General features: G+C 68.9%; 13 protein-coding genes. 7 read left to right on the top strand and 6 right to left on the bottom strand.

Going from position 1 to position 18,189, the window contains the following annotated elements; all coding sequences use genetic code 11:
* Positions 1 to 3 precede the first annotated feature (3 nt).
* Both ABC319_RS10070 and ABC319_RS10065 read right to left on the bottom strand, forming a co-directional pair.
* Positions 4 to 1,326, bottom strand: a complete 1,323-nt coding sequence (locus ABC319_RS10070; RefSeq protein ID WP_413070093.1) for a sigma-54-dependent transcriptional regulator — start codon at positions 1,324 to 1,326, stop codon at positions 4 to 6.
* Positions 1,323 to 3,038: a sensor histidine kinase gene (locus ABC319_RS10065; RefSeq protein ID WP_413070092.1), complete on the bottom strand. Its 1,716-nt coding sequence runs from the start codon at positions 3,036 to 3,038 to the stop codon at positions 1,323 to 1,325. The genes ABC319_RS10070 and ABC319_RS10065 overlap by 4 nt, the downstream gene beginning before the upstream one ends.
* Before the next feature lie 224 nt (positions 3,039 to 3,262).
* Here ABC319_RS10065 and ABC319_RS10060 point away from each other — a divergent pair, with 224 nt between their 5' ends.
* From ABC319_RS10060 to ABC319_RS10045, 4 genes are all read left to right on the top strand, one after another.
* Positions 3,263 to 4,609, top strand: coding sequence for a dicarboxylate/amino acid:cation symporter (locus ABC319_RS10060; RefSeq protein WP_413070091.1), 1,347 nt, complete (start codon positions 3,263 to 3,265; stop codon positions 4,607 to 4,609).
* Between the two features lie 40 nt (positions 4,610 to 4,649).
* Positions 4,650 to 6,140: an alginate export family protein gene (locus ABC319_RS10055; protein WP_413070090.1), complete on the top strand. Its 1,491-nt coding sequence runs from the start codon at positions 4,650 to 4,652 to the stop codon at positions 6,138 to 6,140.
* A gap of 15 nt (positions 6,141 to 6,155) precedes the next feature.
* Positions 6,156 to 7,778 (top strand): NAD-dependent malic enzyme, encoded by a 1,623-nt coding sequence (locus ABC319_RS10050; protein WP_413071672.1) that lies wholly within the window; start codon positions 6,156 to 6,158, stop codon positions 7,776 to 7,778.
* 86 nt (positions 7,779 to 7,864) lie between these two features.
* On the top strand, positions 7,865 to 8,623 hold the full coding sequence (locus tag ABC319_RS10045; RefSeq protein ID WP_413070089.1) for an SDR family NAD(P)-dependent oxidoreductase: 759 nt from the start codon (positions 7,865 to 7,867) through the stop codon (positions 8,621 to 8,623).
* Positions 8,624 to 8,661: 38 nt separating this feature from the next.
* Here the strand turns inward: ABC319_RS10045 and ABC319_RS10040 are convergent, their stop codons facing one another.
* The gene (locus ABC319_RS10040; protein ID WP_413070088.1) at positions 8,662 to 9,063 is read right to left on the bottom strand and encodes a hypothetical protein; all 402 of its coding nucleotides are present in this window, start codon (positions 9,061 to 9,063) and stop codon (positions 8,662 to 8,664) included.
* A gap of 145 nt (positions 9,064 to 9,208) precedes the next feature.
* Positions 9,209 to 10,102: a hypothetical protein gene (locus ABC319_RS10035; RefSeq protein ID WP_413070087.1), complete on the bottom strand. Its 894-nt coding sequence runs from the start codon at positions 10,100 to 10,102 to the stop codon at positions 9,209 to 9,211.
* On the opposite strand from ABC319_RS10035, the gene ABC319_RS10030 reads away from it, so the two are divergent.
* Both ABC319_RS10030 and ABC319_RS10025 read left to right on the top strand, forming a co-directional pair.
* A complete protein-coding gene (locus ABC319_RS10030) occupies positions 10,068 to 11,129 on the top strand; it encodes a sulfite exporter TauE/SafE family protein (RefSeq protein WP_413070086.1) in 1,062 nt (353 codons plus the stop codon). The two genes, ABC319_RS10035 and ABC319_RS10030, sit on opposite strands and share 35 nt — an antisense overlap.
* Positions 11,130 to 11,260: 131 nt before the next feature.
* Complete coding sequence (locus ABC319_RS10025; RefSeq protein WP_413070085.1) at positions 11,261 to 11,725, top strand: hypothetical protein; 465 nt, start codon at positions 11,261 to 11,263, stop codon at positions 11,723 to 11,725.
* A 553-nt stretch (positions 11,726 to 12,278) separates the two neighbouring features.
* Here the strand turns inward: ABC319_RS10025 and ABC319_RS10020 are convergent.
* Positions 12,279 to 12,578 (bottom strand): hypothetical protein, encoded by a 300-nt coding sequence (locus ABC319_RS10020; RefSeq protein ID WP_413070084.1) that lies wholly within the window; start codon positions 12,576 to 12,578, stop codon positions 12,279 to 12,281.
* An 11-nt stretch (positions 12,579 to 12,589) separates the two neighbouring features.
* Positions 12,590 to 15,439, bottom strand: coding sequence for a M16 family metallopeptidase (locus tag ABC319_RS10015; protein ID WP_413070083.1), 2,850 nt, complete (start codon positions 15,437 to 15,439; stop codon positions 12,590 to 12,592).
* Between the two features lie 136 nt (positions 15,440 to 15,575).
* Here ABC319_RS10015 and clpB point away from each other — a divergent pair, with 136 nt between their 5' ends.
* Complete coding sequence (clpB, locus tag ABC319_RS10010; protein WP_413070082.1) at positions 15,576 to 18,149, top strand: ATP-dependent chaperone ClpB; 2,574 nt, start codon at positions 15,576 to 15,578, stop codon at positions 18,147 to 18,149.
* Positions 18,150 to 18,189: the final 40 nt, after the last annotated feature.

Genomic DNA, 18,189 nt, shown 5'->3' with positions numbered 1-18,189 from the left:
CGGCTAGTTCTGGCGCAACCGGCGGCGCAGCGCGCCCAGGTCGATGCCGTGACGCTGAACCTTGTAGTAGAAGGTCTTGCGCGGCAGTCCCAGCCGGTCCATCGCCCCCGCCGCCTCGCCACCTGCGGCCAGCACCGCCTCGACGATCGCGTCGCGCTCGAACGCGGCGACGCGATCGGGCAGCGTACCGGCAGAGGGCAGCCCGGCACCGGCCTCTTCCTCCAGCCCCAGGACGAACCGGTCGGCGAAATGGGCCAGCTCGCGGACATTGCCCGGCCAGTCGTGATCGTTCAGCCGGTCGCGCGCGCCGACCGTCAACGGCGGGATCGCCATGCGCAGCCGGCTTGCAGAGGCGTCGACCAGGTGCGCGAAAAGGAGCGGCACATCTTCCCTGCGCTCGCGCAGCGGCGGCAGGCGCAGGCGAACGGCGGCCAGTCGATAGAAGAGCTCGGGCATGATCGCGCCGGCCCCGCGTTCGCCGCTGTCGCCGCCGGTGGCGATCACGCGCAGGTCGATCGGCGTCGCCGCCCGGGCGGCGACGCCGGGTATCGCACGATCCTCGACCAGTGGTACCAGCCGCGCCTGGAGCATGGGCGACGCCCGGTCGACATCGTCGAGGAACAGGGTACCCCTGCTGGCGGCCGCGACGCCCCCCTCACTGCCGCTGCCGAACAGCTGACCGTCGATCACCATGTCGGGCAGGGCGGCGCAGGCGACCGCGACGAACCGGTGACGTGCCCGGCGCCCGGCACGGTGGATCAGGCGGGCGAACAGTTCCTTGCCGGTGCCGGTCTCGCCCTCGACGAACAGGTCGATACTCGCATCGGCGAGTACCGGGATCATCTCGCGCAGCCGCCGGATCGCGGGAGAGCGGCCGATCAGCCCGGCCGCGACATCGCCCCCGGCACTCGCACCTGCCGCCGCGCGCAGTTGCCGGTTGTCGAGCGCCAGCGCGCGCGCGGTCGCCGCGCGGCCGACCGCCGCGACCAGCGCGGCGGGATCGCACGGCTTGGTGAGGAAATCCCACGCCCCGGCCTTCAGCGCATCGACGGCCATGGCGACGTCGGCATGGCCGGTCACCAGGATGACCGGCAGGGCGGCGTCGCGGGCGTTGAGCGTCCGGAACAGATCCAGCCCGGACATCATCGGCATGCGAATGTCGGTGACGACCACGCCCGAAAAATCGTTGTCGATCGCGTCCAGCGCCGGCGCCGCCGCCGGATAGGCGTCGACGGAAAACCCGGCGAGGGTAAGCAGTTGCGCCGTGGAGTTTCGCAGATCCTCGTCATCCTCGACAAGGGCGACGCGGGCGGTCCGGCCGGTCATGCCTTGCGCAGTTCCACCGCGAAGGCCGCGCCGCGATCGGACGGGACCAGCCGCAACGTACCGCCCAGGTCGTTCATGATGTCCTGGGCGATGATCAGGCCTAGTCCCAATCCCTTCGGCCGGCTGGTCGCGAAGGGAGTGAACAGGCGCGAGGCGATCGCCGGGTCGATGCCGGGCCCGTTGTCGGCGATCGTCAGGACGACCATCGCGCCGGCACTGTCCAGCCGAACCGCGATGGCGGCGTCGGGCCGACCGTCGAGTGCTTCGATCGCGTTCTGCAGCAGGTTGACGACCACCTGCTCGAGCCGCACTCGGCCGGCGACTACCATCAGGCCGGCAGGAATGGCGGGTAGCGAGAGGTCGACGCGCGACAGCCCTTCCTTCAGGATCAGTCGCGCACCGTCGATCACCTCTGCCAGCGGCAACGGGCCGATCGTCCCGCTGCCCTTGCGCGAGAAGCCGCGCAGCTCGGCCGTCACGGCGCCGATCCGCTCGGTGAGGCGGCCGATCGCGCGCAGGTTGCCGCGCAGATCCTCTGTCGCGCCGAGATCGAGCAGCTGCTCGCCGCTTGCGGCATAGGTGCGGATGGCGGCGACCGGTTGCGCCGTCTCGTGCGCGACGCTGGCGGTGATCTGGCCCAGCGCCGCCAGCCGGTTCGCCTGGCGCAGGTCGTCGCGCAGGCTTGCCGCCCGCGCTTCCGCCGCGGCGCGCTCGGCGATCTCGCGGCTGAGGTCCGCCGTGCGCGCTGCCACTGCCGCCTCCAGCGCCTGCGTCCGCTCGGCCCGGCGACGCGCCCGCTCGCGCCATCCCCAGAACAGCGCCAGCAGGGTGAGCGTCGCCAGGGCAGCGGCGATCGCGGCGTTGCGCACGGCGTTGTCGACCGCGCGTCGCGTCGGCATCGCCAGCGAGACGCGCCACCCGGACGCATCCGGCCCGGTCGTGGCCATCATCATCGCCTCGCGCGTGCCGGCCACGGCCAGCCGGCCATCGTCTCGTGCGGTGAAGGGTGGCGCGCGAAGCGCGACCACGCCGATGTCCCGCCGCTCGGCCGCCGCGGATGCCGGTGCGATCGCGCGGGCGGCGGCGAAGCGCCAGTCGGGGCGGCTGGTGACCAGCACCACCCCTTGCGCATCGGTGGCGAAGGTGATGCCGCCGGCCGCCTGCCATTGTCGCTCGATCCGGTCGAATTCCAGCTTTACCACCACGACGCCGCCGTCGCGCGTCCGCCGCGACAGGTACAGTCCGGGCCGGCCGCTGACGGTGCCCAGCGCGAACTGCTCCGCCACGCCCACGCGGCCCGCCTCGATGAAATAGCGGCGAAAGCGATAATCGCGGCCGACGAAGCTGCGCGTGGTCCGCCAGTTGCTGGCCGCAAGCGTCTGCCCGCCCGGCCCGATGGCATAGATCGCCGCCGCCCCGGTATGCGCGGCCAGCGTCTCCAGCTTGCGGTTCAGCGCCTGTGCCGCTCCCGGTCTCGCGTGCAGCGTGGCGACCAGATCGCTGTCGTCGGCAATCGCCTCCGGCAGCAGCCGGAAGCGGGCGACCTCGCTCGCGAGCAAGGCCTGCCGCAGCCGGGCATCGGCCGCCAGTGCCGTGAGAAAGCGGGCGCGGGCGCTGCGTTCGGTGACATGGGCGACACCCGCGGCCACCACCAGCGCGACCGCGGCCGCGGCCAGCAGCAGCCAGAGTCGGCGGCGAAGAACGCGAGACATGGCAGCAGCGTAGCATGCCCGGATGTGTGTGCAACTTTTTGCACTGAACTCGTCGAGTTGTCCTACGAACGACACGGCGCGCTACCGCCGGAATCGGTTAAGTCACTGAAACAATAAGCGAGTGCTCTGCAGGTAATCGGCTTTGCACTCTTTGCAGCGATCGAAGACAATCCGGACGGCACGAACCCGCGACCGGCGGGCGTGCACGCCGAGAGGAGTCCGCCATGAAGTTCGACACCCGTCACGATCCGGCCATGCCGGTTACGCCGCCAGTCGCGAAGCCCTGGTATGCGCAGTTGTACGCGCAGGTGCTGATCGCGATCATCGCGGGCGTGCTGCTCGGCCACTTCGCCCCGGCGACGGGCGAGGCGCTGAAGCCGGTCGGCGACGCGTTCATCAAGCTGGTCAAGATGGTCATCGCACCGGTGATCTTCCTGACGATCGTCACCGGTATCGCCGGCATGCGCGATCTCGCCTCCGTCGGTCGGGTAGCAGGCAAGGCGTTCCTCTATTTCTTCTTCTTCTCCACCCTCGCGCTCATCATCGGGATGATCGTCGCCAACGTGGTGCAGCCCGGCGCCGGGCTGAACATTGATCCGGCGACGCTGGATACGTCGAAGGTGTCGGAGTTCGCGGCCAAGGCGCACGACACGACGATCACCGGATTTCTCACCGGCATCATCCCCGACACCTTCCTGTCGTCGATGACCGAGGGCAACATCCTTCAGGTGCTATTCGTGTCGATCCTGTTCGGCGTCAGCCTGGCGCTGGTCGGCGATCGCGGTGCCAAGGTGCTCGACCTGCTGGACGACGTGTCGATCGCCTTCTTCAAGCTGGTCGGCATCGTCATGAAGGCGGCGCCGATCGGCGCGTTCGGTGCGATGGCGTTCACCATCGGCAAGTACGGGGTCGGCACGCTCGCCAATCTCGCCTTCCTGGTGGGTACCTTCTATTTCACCTCTCTGCTGTTCGTGATCGTCGTGCTGGGCGTGGTCGCCAAGCTGGCCGGTTTCTCGATCTTCAGCCTGATATCGTACCTTAAGGCGGAACTGCTGCTGGTGCTCGGCACCTCTTCGTCGGAGAGCGCGCTGCCGTCGCTTATCGAGAAGATGGAGCGGGCCGGCTGCCCCAAGTCGATCGTAGGGCTGGTCGTGCCGACCGGTTACTCGTTCAACCTGGACGGCACCAACATCTACATGACGCTGGCGGCGCTGTTCATCGCGCAGGCATGCAATGTCGATCTGACGATCGGCCAGCAGCTGTTGCTGCTCAGCGTCGCGATGCTGTCGTCGAAGGGCGCGGCGGGGGTGACCGGGGCAGGGTTCATCACGCTGGCGGCGACGCTGTCGATCGTGCCGTCGGTGCCGGTGGCGGGCATGGCGCTGATCCTGGGCATCGACCGGTTCATGTCGGAGTGCCGCAGCCTGACCAACTTCATCGGCAACGCCGTCGCGACGGTCGTCGTCTCCCGCTGGGAGGGCAAGCTCGACAAGCCGCAGTTCGATGCCGCCCTGCGCGGCGAACTGCCCCGGGTCGAGGATCTGCCCGAGGGCGTGGTGGCGGCCGAGTAACCTCGCCGTCGCTTCCGCCCTCTCGCCGAAAGATATTCCCATGCCGAACCCGACGTGGCGCGCCACCTGCGCCGCGGTGCTCGCCCTGATGCCGGCGATCGCCGCCACCGCCCAGACCACCGGGCCCAAGGACCGCGCCAACCCCAGCCAGGCGGCGCCGCTGGCCGATGCCTATCCGGCCGAGGCGGTCGGCGACGGGGTGACGGCCGGCGGGTACAACCAGTCGCGCTGGGCGGAGGACTGGACCCGCTATCGCGACCCGGCGAAGCGCGACGACGTCGTCGATCGGCTGAAATACATCCCGATCGCGGCCGACGGTGATGTGTACCTGTCGCTGTCGGGCGAGCTGCGACTGCGCGTCAACATGACGAGCAACCCCAACCTGCGAGAGGCGGAGGCGCAGCGGCAGGACATCAACCGCATCGTCGGCGGGGCCGACCTGCACCTGGGCAAGCATGTCCGCGTGTTCGGCGAGCTGGCGCATGGCGGGCTGGCGGGCCGCAACCTGGGCACGCCGGCCGCGACGCTGCGCAACGACCTGGTCGTCCAGCAATCGTTCGTCGATGTAACGGGAAACATCAGAGGTGCGGATCTGGGCGTCAGGTACGGGCGCCAGACATTTGCCGACGGACCGAATCTGCTGGTCGTGCCGCGCGACAACAACACGATCTTCTTCGTCTACAACGGCACCCGGGCATGGGCGCGGAGCAAGTCGCTGCGCGTCGACCTGTTCGATTTCCGCACCACCCGGCTGGGCGTCGGCGGTACCGGCGACGATGTCAGTGACAGCACGCGCCGTTTCTCCGGTATTTCCACCGGCGTCGTCCTGCCCACGTCGTTCCTGGGCGGGTCGAAGCTGTATGTCGACCCGTTCCTGTGGCGCCTGCGCAACGACAATGCGGTATGGGGCGGGATCACGGCACGGGAAGTGCGCAATTTCCATGGCTTGCATGTTTGGGGCGACGCCGGTCCGGTCAATCTGGACTGGACGATCAACCATCAGGGCGGCAGCCATGACGGGCGCAAGATCGATGCGTGGCTGTTGCTGCTGGCCCAGAACTACCGCCTGGGCAAGGATCGCACCGCGCCGCGCGTCGGCTTCCACGTCGACTATGCGACCGGCGGCGGTGCCTATGGCAACGGCACGCTGCGTAACGCACTCGCCCCGTTCGGTAACAACATCTACTATAGTTATCAGCTGTTTGCGACACCGACCAATCTGATCGCCGCGGCCCCCAACGTCACGTTCACGCCGCTGGAGAACCTGCGGGTGAGCGCGGAATACCAGTTCTCGTGGCGCGACTCGCTCACCGACGCGGTCTACCGCGCAAACGGTACCGCATTCGACGGGACCCAGAATGTCGGTGGCCGCAAGATCGCGGAAACGACGCGGTTGCAGGCGGTGTGGACGATCTCGCCGAGGATCAGCGTGACCGGGCGGTACGAGCATCTCGATGCCGGCCCGGCCCTGACCAACGCCGGCTACAAGAGTTCCGACTTCCTCGCCGGGTGGATCAGTTTCCGCTTCTGAACAAGGACATACGCCATCTCTCCCGCCTTCCACGCCGCCGCCCGCGCGCTGCTCGCCGATCCGCTGACCAACAAGGGGACCGCCTTCACGCAAGGAGAGCGGGACGTGCTGGGGCTGCACGGCCTGTTGCCGCCGCATGTCGGGACGCTCGACAGCCAGATCGCGCGGCGACGGCGGGTGCTGAACGGGATGGCGGACGATTTCCATCGCTACGCCTTCCTGCGGGAATTGCAGGATTCCAACGAAGTACTGTTCCACGCGCTGGTCCAGGCCGACCTGCCGCGGCTGTTGCCGCTGGTCTACACGCCGACGGTGGGCGAGGGATGCGAGCGGTTCAGCGAAATCTGGCGGCGGCCGCGCGGGCTGTTCCTGTCCTATCCCAATCGCGACCGCATCGCAGATATCCTTGCGGATCCGGCACTTGACCGGGTGAAGGTGATCGTCGTCAGCGATGGCGAACGCATTCTGGGGCTGGGCGACCAGGGGGCGGGGGGCATGGGCATCCCGATCGGCAAGCTGGCGCTGTACACCGCCTGCGCCGGCATCCACCCGGCCGAGGTGCTGCCGATCCTGCTGGATGTCGGCACCGACAATGCCGAGCGACGCGACGATCCGCTGTACGTCGGCTGGCGCAATCCGCGCGTGCGTGGGCCGGAGTATGATGATTTCGTTGAAGAATTCGTCGCCGCGGTCGATGCCCGCTTTCCCGCCGTGCTGCTGCAATGGGAGGATTTCGCGGGGAAGAACGCGTACGATCTGCTCGACCGGTATCGCGACCGCCTGCTGAGCTTCAACGACGATATCCAGGGCACGGCGGCGACCGCGACGGGCACCCTGCTGGCGGCGATTCGCCGGACAGGTCAACCACTTGGCGCCCAGCGCATCGTCCTGTTCGGCGCCGGGGCGGCGGGCAGCGGGATCGCCGAGATGCTGGTCCGTGCGCTGATCGCGGAAGGGCTGGACGAGCGGCAGGCGCGGTCGCGGCTGTGGGCGGTCGATCGCGACGGACTGATCCTTTCGGACATTCCGCGCCTGCCGCAGCAGCAGATTCCGCTTGCCCGGGACCCGGCCGAGGTCGTCAACTGGACGTTGACCGTCAACCAGATCGGACTCTACGAAACGGTCGTCAACGTCCGCCCCACGGTGCTGATCGGCGCGTCCGGCCAGATGGGCGCTTTCGGCGAGCGGGTGGTGCGCGCGATGGCGGCGGGATGCGAGCGGCCGGTGATCTTTCCGCTGTCCAACCCGATCTCGCGCGCGGAGGCGCATCCCGCCGACCTGCTCGCCTGGACCGATGGCCGGGCGCTGGTCGGGACCGGCAGTCCGTTCGGGGTGGCGGGGGTGACGCAGGTCAACAACGTCTACATCTTCCCCGGCGTCGGGCTGGGGGCGCTGGCGGCGGGGGCACGGCGGGTGACCGACGGGATGTTCATGGCGGCGGCCGAGACGCTGGGGGCGATGGGCGACGCCGGCGACGGATCGCTGCTGCCGCCGATCACCGCCCTGCGCGACGTGGCGCTGCGCATCGCGGTGGCGGTGGCGGCACAGGCGGTGGAGGACGGCGTCGCCACCGCGCCGGCCGGAGCGCTGACCGCCGACCGGATCGCGGCACGCATGTGGGTCGCCCGGTACGACTGAGCCGCGGCATCACGCGGCGGGTTGATCGGAGCGGACGGGCGGTGCTTTACACCGCCATGGCCGCCACGATCGACAGGAACCCCGCAATGACCCGAACCGCCCTCATCACCGGCGCGACTGCCGGCATCGGCGAGGCGGCGGTGCGCGCCTTCGTCGCCGATGGCTGGCAGGTGATCGCGACCGGTCGCCGGGCCGACCGGCTCGCGGCGCTGCGCGAGAGTCTGGGCGAGGACGCCGGCGGACGCATCCACACCGCCGCGTTCGACGTGCGCGACGAGGCGGCGCGCGACGCGGCGCTGGACGCGCTGCCCGGGGCGTTCCGCGGCATCGACCTGCTGGTCAACAATGCCGGGCTGGCACTGGGCACCGCACCCGCGCAGAAGGCCGATCTGGAGCAGTGGCGGACGATGGTGGACACCAACGTCCTGTCGCTGATCGCGCTGACCCACCGGGTGCTGCCCATGCTGATCGAGCGGCGGGGCGCGATCATCAACCTGTCGTCGACCGCCGCGACCTATCCCTATGCCGGCGGCAACGTCTATGGCGGGACCAAGGCGTTCGTGACGCAGTTCTCGCTGGGGCTGCGCGCCGACCTGGCAGGCACCGGCGTGCGCGTGACCTCGCTGGAGCCGGGCATGGTCGAGACCGAGTTCACCCTGATCCGCACGGGCGGCGACCAGGCGGCGTCCGACACGCTGTACGAGGGTGCCGAGCCGATGACCGGCGACGACATCGCGCGGACGCTGTTGTGGGTGGCCAACCTGCCGCCGCACCTGAACGTCAACCGCATGGAGATGATGCCGGTGCGCCAGTCGTTCGCCGGGTTTCAGGTGGCGCGGGGATAGGGTGCGGCGGACCGGATGCCCGGCGCGCCGGCAAGCGGTTATCGTGACGCCGAGGCGAGGGTATGGAGGTAACGGTGCCGGGCGGTGCTGCCGACCGGATAGCGCTTCAGGGCCTCGCTTTCTTCACGGGTGAGCGTGAACCTGGTGTAGCCTCGCTTGGCCAGGCAGCGTTCGACATCTCCGACCTGTATGGCGTGAAGTTCACGTTTGCGGCGATCGGGATTGGTTCTGCGGACGACATCCCGCCATTTCTGGAGTCGTTCGTCGGTCGGCATATCCGTGTTGAGATCGTCGTCGGCGGTTCTGAACCCGCGCAGAAAGCGCTTGGCCGGTTCGTCGTCGGAAACGTTCCGGTTGTAGCCGATCGAGCCGCATTCCACCGCATCGCCACGATACCGGGCGAAAGTGACCCCCGGCTGTGACCAGCTTTCGACAGCCATCTCGCGTGCCCCGACTTCGCCAGAAGTGCCGAGCATGCACGAAAGCAAAACAAAATGGCGACACGATCGCATTCAACAATCCTCCCAGACCAGAAGGTGGTTAGAAAGTCGACACCCGTCGATACCAACTTTCCACAATACGCATTTACGATGTGCAGCCGCCACGACATTGATCGTACGCCCTGATCGCTGCGTCAATGCAAGACTGATTTTGAGAAGAGCCGGGCGGATAGGTGTTGCATGCCTGGATGGTGCGGGTGTAGTTCATGAAGCATCTCTCCCGGCAACTATATCCTTGCCCTATTGCGGCTCCCTGGATCAGACCGATCCCTGCCAGAATGGCGATGCATCGTTTCATGGTTCTGTTCCGGATTGCGAACGTTCCGCTCGCAAGTCGCATCGCATCGTAGTGCTGTTGGCGAGTCAATGCCTGCTTACTGAGAATCAATCGTTTCGGACCATTTCGTACAAAACTATTGCTCAAACTGTCCGTCTTGCTGAAAGGGCATCGGTGGCGCTGTGTTGCTTGCCGCTTCCCTGATGTGGCGCGCCGTCTTTTACTCCGCGTAGTGAAATCATCACGATACCGGCATTTCGGCGCCACCAAGATCTGCCAAGCGCCGATATATGCCAGCCTGGCGAATGCCGACGCGAGCATGGCATCGTGCGTCCGAGCGGCAGCATCCTCCGACACTCGAATGCCGGGAGAGGAGATCGCGATCCAGCGACCACCCGTCGGCGTGGCCGTGTTCGCAGCCAAGCAGAGAAGCCAGCGGCGTGGCCGGTCCGGTCCACGACCAGAACGCGTTTCTAGGTTGAAGTTGCGATGGCATGATCTGGAGAACGGCATGCGCGCGCATCGGCCGGGTGGAGGCAGGGCCGGGATACGTCCGGTCAAGATATTGCGTATCGCGGCGGCGGTGGCGCGGGGATAGGGTGCGGCGACCGGATGCCCGGCGCGCCGCGGCTTTGGCGTGTCGTGGCCGATCGGATAGTGGTGGCCGATGATCGTCGCGCTCGTCTTCGTCGCCGCCTTCATCGCCTTCATCGTCAGTGCGGTGGCGGGGGGTGGTGCGGGGCTGGTGCTGGTCCCGCTGTTGCGGCTGATCCTGCCGGTGGCGTCGATCCCCGGCGCCCTGTCGATCGGGACGGCGGCGAGTTCCGCGTCGCGCATCTGGCTCTACCGGCAGCGAATCCGCTGGGACGTGGTGCGCCGTTTCGTTCCCGCCGCACTGCCGGCCGCGGCGCTGGGTGCCTGGCTGCTGACGCGGTTCGAGGCGGTCTATGTCGAGTTCCTGCTGGGGTGTTTCCTGCTCCTGAACCTGCCCTCCCTGTTCCGCCGGATCCCGGCGGCGGGCACGGAGGCGTCGTTGCCGCTCGGGCGGCTGCCGCTGCTGGGTGCCGCGGCAGGGTTGTTGTCGGGGTTCACCGGCGCGGTCGGCGTCGTCTTCAATCGTGCCTATTACCGGATGGGACTGACCAAGGACGAGATCGTCGCGACACGCGCGACCAACGAGGTGCTGCTGCACCTGTTGAAGATCGCGCTCTATGCCGCGTTCGGGCTGCTGCCGCGGTCGGCGCTGGTCGCCGGCGCCCTGATCGCGACGGCGGCGGTGCTGGCGTCGTTCGCCTCCCGCCGCGTCTTGTCGCTGATGCGCGAGAGCCTGTTCCGGCGGGCCGGGCTGGCCGCGATGGTGGCTTCGGGCGTCGCGATGTTCAGCCTGTCGGGCGGCCAGATCATGGCGATCCACCGCGCCTGGGTGGCCTATGTCGCCCCCGGCGACGAGCGGGAGATCCAGCTATATTGGGGTGGCGTGCGCCAGGCGGCGATCGAACGCGAGGAGGACGGCCGACTGGTCGTGGAGCGCGCCCTGACTCCGGCCGATCTGCCGCCCGCGGTGCGCGCCGTCCTGCCGGGTATCGCCGCCGGCGGCGAGATCGTCATGATCGAGGAGGTGCATGGCGAGGGGCGCTATTACGAGATCTATCGGCGACATGACGGGGTAGTCCGCAAGGTCGAGGTGACGCCCGAAGGCACGCCGCGGCATCGTGCGCTGGTGCGGTGAGGCGAACAGCGGCGCGGGCGGGCGGAAGGGGCAGGGAGCGCCCCCAAGGTATTGCGTATCGGCGTTTTCCTTCGGGCCGGTGGCCAGCTATGATCGGGGCGTTACCGGACGTGACGGGGAAAGAACGAGGCATGGGAATGGGACGAGGCATGGTGGCCGGCGGATCGGTGAGGCTCGCGGCGGCGGTGGCGCTGATGATGGCGGCCAGTGTCGCCTGGAGCGCGCCCGCGCCCGAGGAGCTGCTGGCGTGCGGCGCGATCGCGGCGCCGACCGAGCGGCTGGCCTGTTTCGACCGCTATCTGGCCGCGGCACGGGTGCAGGGCGTGGAGCGGGAGGAGCGCGCCCCACGCGCGAAGGCGAGGCCGCCGCGTCCGGCGCCGGTGCGCGAGGTCGTCTCGACGGTCGGCAGCGTCTCGTCATCCAGCCAGGGGCGGTGGACGATCGCGCTGGCCGACGGCAGCGTGTGGCAGAGCAACGACGCCGGCGCACCCGAGCCGCGGGTCGGCCAGCCGGTCCATGTCCGCAAGGGCGTGCTGGGCAGCTACATGGCGGATATCGGTGGCGCACGGGGCGTGGTGCTGAAGCGCGTGCGATAGGCTAGGTCCACTCGCTCCGGATTGCGGCCTTTGCGAGACATTCGCGGAATGTCCCTCGCTCCATTCGCTTCGTCATTCCGGCGGACGCGGGGTCCCATGGACAAGGGAACATCAACCGCTTCGACGCGCGCGGAGAGATGCGTCCCGGCGTGCGCCGGGATGACGGAAGGGTTTCGCAGAGGTCCCGCCTTCGCCGGGGTGGTGCTTCATCTCAGGTGAATCGCACTCTAGCGTCGCTGTCGATCAGCTTGATACCGTCATCCCGGACTTGATCCGGGATCCCGCTGGACGCGGGATAAGCGGGACTCCGGATCAAGTCCGGGGTGACGATCCTGTTGACCAGACCTGATCGAACTCCAGTCTAGCGGGGTCGTGTTACCGGAGCCGCCGGTCGACAGGCTGATCGTGCGGGCGCGGCGGCAACTGGAGCGTTGCGGCCGGCCTCGTCCATGGCGGACCGGGCGTCGGTTCCGGGCGGGGCGGCGTCCGGGCTTGCAGGACGGCAGCACGGGGGAGGCATGCGTTGTGGCCTGCTCCCCCCGCCCGCTTGCGGTTACGCGGTGCGGGTGCCGTTCATCGGGAAGCTGCCGAAGGCGCCGGCGCCGACGCTGCCGGTCAGGGTGTCGCCGGCGATCGTCGCGGTGCAGTCGAGCGTCATCGGCATCGGCACGGTCATCTGCTGCTTCCAGCTGATCTGGTCGCCCGCGACCTCTCCGTGCACGTCCATGGCGCCCATCGCGCCCGACACGCTGCCGGTGAAGGTCGAGCCGTCGCTGTTCACGGTCAGCGTCATCTTCTGGTCGCCCAGCGGCGACTTCACGGTGCAATCGTAGCTGCCGTCGACATCGGCCATGCCTGCTCTCCTCACTTCGCGGCGGCGGCCGGCGGCGTCGCGCCGCCAGCGACCGCGCCTGCCGTCACGACCTCGACCGGCAGGCCGATCGTGTCAAGCTGGCCGCGCACCTTCGATGCCTCGCCGACGACGACCCAGACGAAGCCCTTGGGATCGATCGCGGATGTCGCCGCGGCGCGGACCTGGGGCAGGGTGAGCGCGCGCAGCCGTGCGGGCAGCTGCGCCTGGTAATCGTCGGGGCGGCGATACAGGTCGTTCTGCTGCATCGCGCCCAGCACCGCCCCGGACGTCTCGAACTGGCCCGGCAGCGCGCGGACCGAGCCGAGGACCGCGCGGTCGAACTCCACCTGGGTCATCGGCCGGGTGGTGACGTACTCGTTCAACTCCCGGCGCATCTCGATGAGGCTGGCGCCCGTCTTGTCGGCCTGTACCCCGGCCTGGGCCATGTAGGGGGCGGCGAATTCGTACGCCTGGATGCCGCCGCCCGCGCCGTAGGACCAGTGCTTGTCCTCGCGCAGGTTCATGTTGATCCGCGACAGGAAGCTGCCGCCCAGCGCATCGTTGGCGACGTTGACGGCGAGCAGGTCGTCGGTGCCGGCGAGGCTGGTCGCGACCCCGCCCGAGACGATCGACTGCGGACTGTCCGGCCGGTCGACCAGCACGATGCGGGGGGTGGCCGACGTGATCGGAGCGAACCGCTTGGTGCCGCCGGCGCCGGTGGCGCGCCAGTCGCCGAACGCCCGCTCGAGGATCGGCTTGATCTCCGCCAGCGGCCGGTCCGACGTGACGAACAGCTTCGCCTTTTCGGGGCGCAGCCAGGCCTGGTGGAAGGCGACCAGATCCGCCCGCGTCGCCGCCGTCACCGCCGCCGGATCGCCCGCGCCGATATATTTGGCATAGGGCGAGCCTGCGCCGAAGACGAGCGGGGTCAGCGCGCGGTTGGCGAGGCCGTCGGGCGTCGTCAGTTCCTGCTGGATCGCGGCCAGCTGCTGCGCCTTCACCCGCGGCAACTCGCTGTCGGGGAAGGTCGGCTGGCGGACAATGCGCGACCACAGATCGGCGGCGGCGGCCAGATTGACGCTCGGCACCCCCAGATAGCTGGTCGTGCGATCGGCCGAGGATCCGGTGCCGATCGACGCACCCAGCCGCTCGCGCGCCTCGGCGAGCGCGATGGCGTCATAGCCGGGCACCCCCTCGTCCAGCATCGAGGTGGTCAGGTTCTGCGTGCCCAGCCGGCCGGCGACATCGGCGGTGATGCCCGCGTCGAAGCTGATGACCGCCTGCGTCATCGGCACGGCATCGCGATGCGCGTAGCTGATCCGGATGCCGTTCGAGAGCGTGTCGTGGGCGATCGCCGGGAAGGTCAGCCCCTTCGGCTCCGCGACCGCCGGCAGCGGGCCGCGCGTGCCCTTTGCCGGCGGCGTGGCGGCGGCGACCGGCTGGACGGCGGGCGGCACCTTCGCCTCGGCATAGGCGCCGCGCTCGCCGGGCACGACCGACAGGTCGAGCGCGGGACGGGTCAGCCACGTCGTCGCGGCGGCCTTTACCTGGGCCGGAGTGGTCGCGGCGAGGAGCGCCAGCTGCTTCTTGTAGAAGCCGGGATCGTTCGAATAGAGCGCCCCTTCGGCCAGCGCGGTCGCCTTGCCGCCGAAGCCGCCGACCGACTCCAGACCGCGGATGCGGCCGACGACCTGGCTGGTGACGACGCGCGACACCTCGTCCGCGGTGGGGCCGGTGCGCAGGAAATCGGCGACGACCGCGTCCAGCCGCCGCGCCGCGACCGCGGGGTCGACGCCGGGGCGCACCAGCCCGCCGATCTCGAACGTGCCGACCTGTGCGAAGCTGCTGTTATTGGCCCAGACCTGGACGAACAGCTGTTCCTTGCGGACCAGCTGGTTGGTGAGCCGCGACGAGGCCATGCCGCCCAGCGCCGCGGCGGCGACATCGAGCGCGACGGCATCGCGGTCGTTGACGCCCGGCACCGCCCATTCGCGCGCGACCAGCGTCTGGGCGACCCGATCCTTCAGCACGATCGTCTTGGCAGCGGGCAGGGTAGGGACGGGCGCGTTGGGGCGGACCGTTTCGGGACCGCGGGCGATCTTGCCGAAATACTTTTCCACCAAAGGCCGCGCGGTCGCGACGTCGATGTCGCCGGCCAGCACCAGCACCGCGTTGTTGGGCCCGTAATGGTCGCGGAACCAGTCCTTGACCGTCTGGAGCGAGGCGGCGTCGAGATCGGCCATCGAGCCGATTGTGTCGTGGCCATAGGGGTGACCGGCGGGGAACAGGTTCTCCGTCACCGCATAGCGCATCAGGCCATAGGGGCTGTTGTCGCCCTGCCGCTTCTCGTTCTGGACGACGCCGCGCTGCTCGTCGAGCACCCCTTGCGTGATGGCGCCCAGCAGATAGCCCATCCGGTCGCTTTCGAGGAACAGCGCACGGGGCAGCGCCGCGGTCGGCACCGTCTCGAAATAATTGGTGCGATCGAAATAGGTGGTGCCGTTGAAGTCGGTCGCGCCGACCTGCTTCAGCGGTTCGAAGAAGTCGCCGGGCGCGTTCTCCGACCCGTTGAACATCAGATGTTCGAACAGGTGCGCGAAGCCGGTCTTGCCGGCGGGTTCGTGCTTGGCGCCGACATCGTACCACACGCTGACCGCCACGACCGGCGCCTTGCGATCGGTGTGGACGACCACGCGCAGGCCGTTCGCCAGCGTGAACGTCTGGTACGGAATGTCGACCTGCGCGACCAGCGAGGCGACCGGAGCGGGGCGGGGGGCAGGTGCCGCCTGACCGAAGGCGGGAGCGGTGACGGGAACGGTGACAAGCGCGGCACCGAGCAGCGCGAGGGTCTTCAGGGTCATCAAGCGCAAGCTCCGATCGGGACAGCGACAGCGTTATGCCAAAGCGGTTATCACGGGCGTGCGCAACGGCAATCAGGTGCCGCCCTTGTGTTGCCGAAATACCACATTACCTTGGCGTCATCCACAGGGGTGATACATGAACATCGAGAAATTCACCGACCGGGCCCGCGGCTTCCTGCAGTCCGCGCAGACCGTCGCGATCCGGATGAACCACCAGCGCATCGCGCCCGAGCATTTGGTGAAGGCGCTGCTGGAGGACGAGCAGGGCATGGCGGCCGGCCTGATCCAGGCGGCGGGCGGCGACGCGAAGCGCGCGGTGGCCGAGACCGACGCGGCGCTGGCGAAGATCCCGGCGGTGAGCGGATCGGGCGCGCAGGCGACGCCGGGGCTGGACAACGATACCGTCCGCGTCCTGGACCAGGCCGAGCAGATCGCGAGCAAGGCGGGCGACAGCTTCGTCACCGTCGAGCGGTTGCTGGTCGCGCTGGCGCTGGCGACGACGACCGCGGCGGGCAAGGCGCTGAAGGCCGCGGGGGCGAGCCCCGAGGCGCTGAACACCGCGATCAACGGCCTGCGCCAGGGGCGCAGCGCCGACACGGCGGGCGCGGAGGACCGGTACGACGCGCTGAAGAAGTTCGCGCGCGACCTGACCCAGGCGGCGCGCGACGGCAAGCTGGACCCGGTGATCGGCCGCGACGAGGAGATCCGCCGGACGATCCAGATCCTGGCGCGGCGGACCAAGAACAACCCCGCGCTGATCGGCGAGCCTGGCGTCGGCAAGACCGCGATCGCCGAGGGGCTGGCGCTGCGCATCGCCAATGGCGACGTGCCCGACACGCTGAAGGACCGGCGGCTGATGGCGCTCGACATGGGCGCGCTGATCGCGGGCGCGAAGTATCGCGGCGAATTCGAGGAGCGGCTGAAGGGTGTGCTGGACGAGGTGAAGGCGGCCGATGGCGACATCGTGCTGTTCATCGACGAGATGCACCAGCTGATCGGGGCCGGTAAATCGGAAGGGGCGATGGATGCGGGCAACCTGCTGAAACCCGCGCTGGCGCGCGGCGAGCTGCACTGCGTCGGCGCGACCACGCTGGACGAGTATCGGAAGTATGTCGAGAAGGACCCCGCGCTCCAGCGGCGGTTCCAGCCGGTGTTCGTCGGCGAGCCGACGGTCGAGGACACGATCAGCATCCTGCGCGGATTGAAGGACGTGTACGAGCTGCACCACGGCGTGCGGATCACCGACGGTGCGATCGTGGCGGCGGCGACGCTGTCGAACCGGTACATCGCCGACCGCTTCCTGCCCGACAAGGCGATCGACCTGATGGACGAGGCCGCCAGCCGCATCCGCATGGAGGTGGAATCGAAGCCCGAGGAGATCGAGAATCTCGACCGCCGCATCATCCAGCTGAAGATCGAGCGCGAGGCGTTGCGTAAGGAGACCGACGCGGCGAGCCGCGACCGGCTGGCGACGCTGGAGGGCGAGCTGGCCGGGCTGGAGGAGCAGTCGGGCGCGCTGACGACCCGCTGGCAGGCGGAGAAGGACAAGATCGGCGCCGAGGCGAAGCTGAAGGAGCAGCTGGACGCGGCGCGGATCGCGCTGGACCAGGCACAGAGGCAGGGCGACCTGGGCCGGGCGGGCGAGCTGTCCTACGGCACCATCCCCCAGTTGCAGAAGCAGCTGGAGGAGGCGCAGGGGCAGAGCGCCGGCGCGATGCTGCGCGAGGAGGTGACCGCCGACGACATCGCCGGCGTCGTCAGCCGCTGGACCGGCATCCCCGTCGACCGGATGCTGGCCGGCGAGCGCGACAAGCTGCTGCGGATGGAGGAGGTGCTGGGCCGCCGCGTGATCGGCCAGGCCGATGCGGTGCGCGCCGTCTCCACCGCGGTGCGGCGCGCGCGTGCGGGGTTGCAGGACCCAAACCGGCCACTGGGCAGCTTCCTGTTCCTGGGCCCCACCGGCGTCGGCAAGACCGAGCTGACCAAGGCGCTGGCCGAGTTCCTGTTCGACGACCCGTCGGCGATGGTGCGGATCGACATGAGCGAGTTCATGGAGAAGCACGCCGTCGCCCGGCTGATCGGTGCCCCGCCGGGCTATGTGGGGTATGAGGAGGGCGGCGTGCTGACCGAGGCGGTCAGGCGGCGGCCGTATCAGGTGGTGCTGTTCGACGAGGTCGAGAAGGCGCATGGCGACGTGTTCAACGTGCTGCTCCAGGTGCTGGACGACGGGCGGCTAACCGACGGGCAGGGGCGGACGGTGGATTTCACCAACACGCTGATCGTGCTGACGTCGAACCTGGGCAGCCAGTATCTGGCGACGATGGCCGACGACGCCGATGTCGCCAGCGTCGAGCCGCAGGTGATGGAGATCGTCCGCGCGCATTTCCGCCCGGAGTTCCTGAACCGGCTGGACGAGATCATCCTGTTCCACCGGCTGGCGCAGCCGCACATGGCGCCGATCGTCGACATCCAGGTGGCCCGCGTCGGCAAGCTGCTGGCGGACCGCAAGATCGTGCTGGACCTGACCGATGCGGCGCGCGCGTGGCTGGGCCGGGTGGGATATGATCCGGTCTATGGCGCGCGGCCGTTGCGCCGTGCGGTACAGCGATATCTGCAGGACCCGCTGGCCGAGGCGATCCTGCGCGGCGACGTGCGCGACGGGACGACGGTGCGGGTGGACGAGGGGGACGGGCGGCTGGTGCTGGGGTGAGGGGAAGCTCGTCGCTTATGGAAAAAGGGGGAGTGGAACC

It is taken from the genome of Sphingomonas phoenicis (assembly GCF_047238005.1).
GTDB lineage: Bacteria > Pseudomonadota > Alphaproteobacteria > Sphingomonadales > Sphingomonadaceae > Sphingomonas.
The sequence above is the reverse complement of the archived record's forward strand: the minus strand, read 5'-3'. Positions and strand labels throughout refer to the sequence as shown.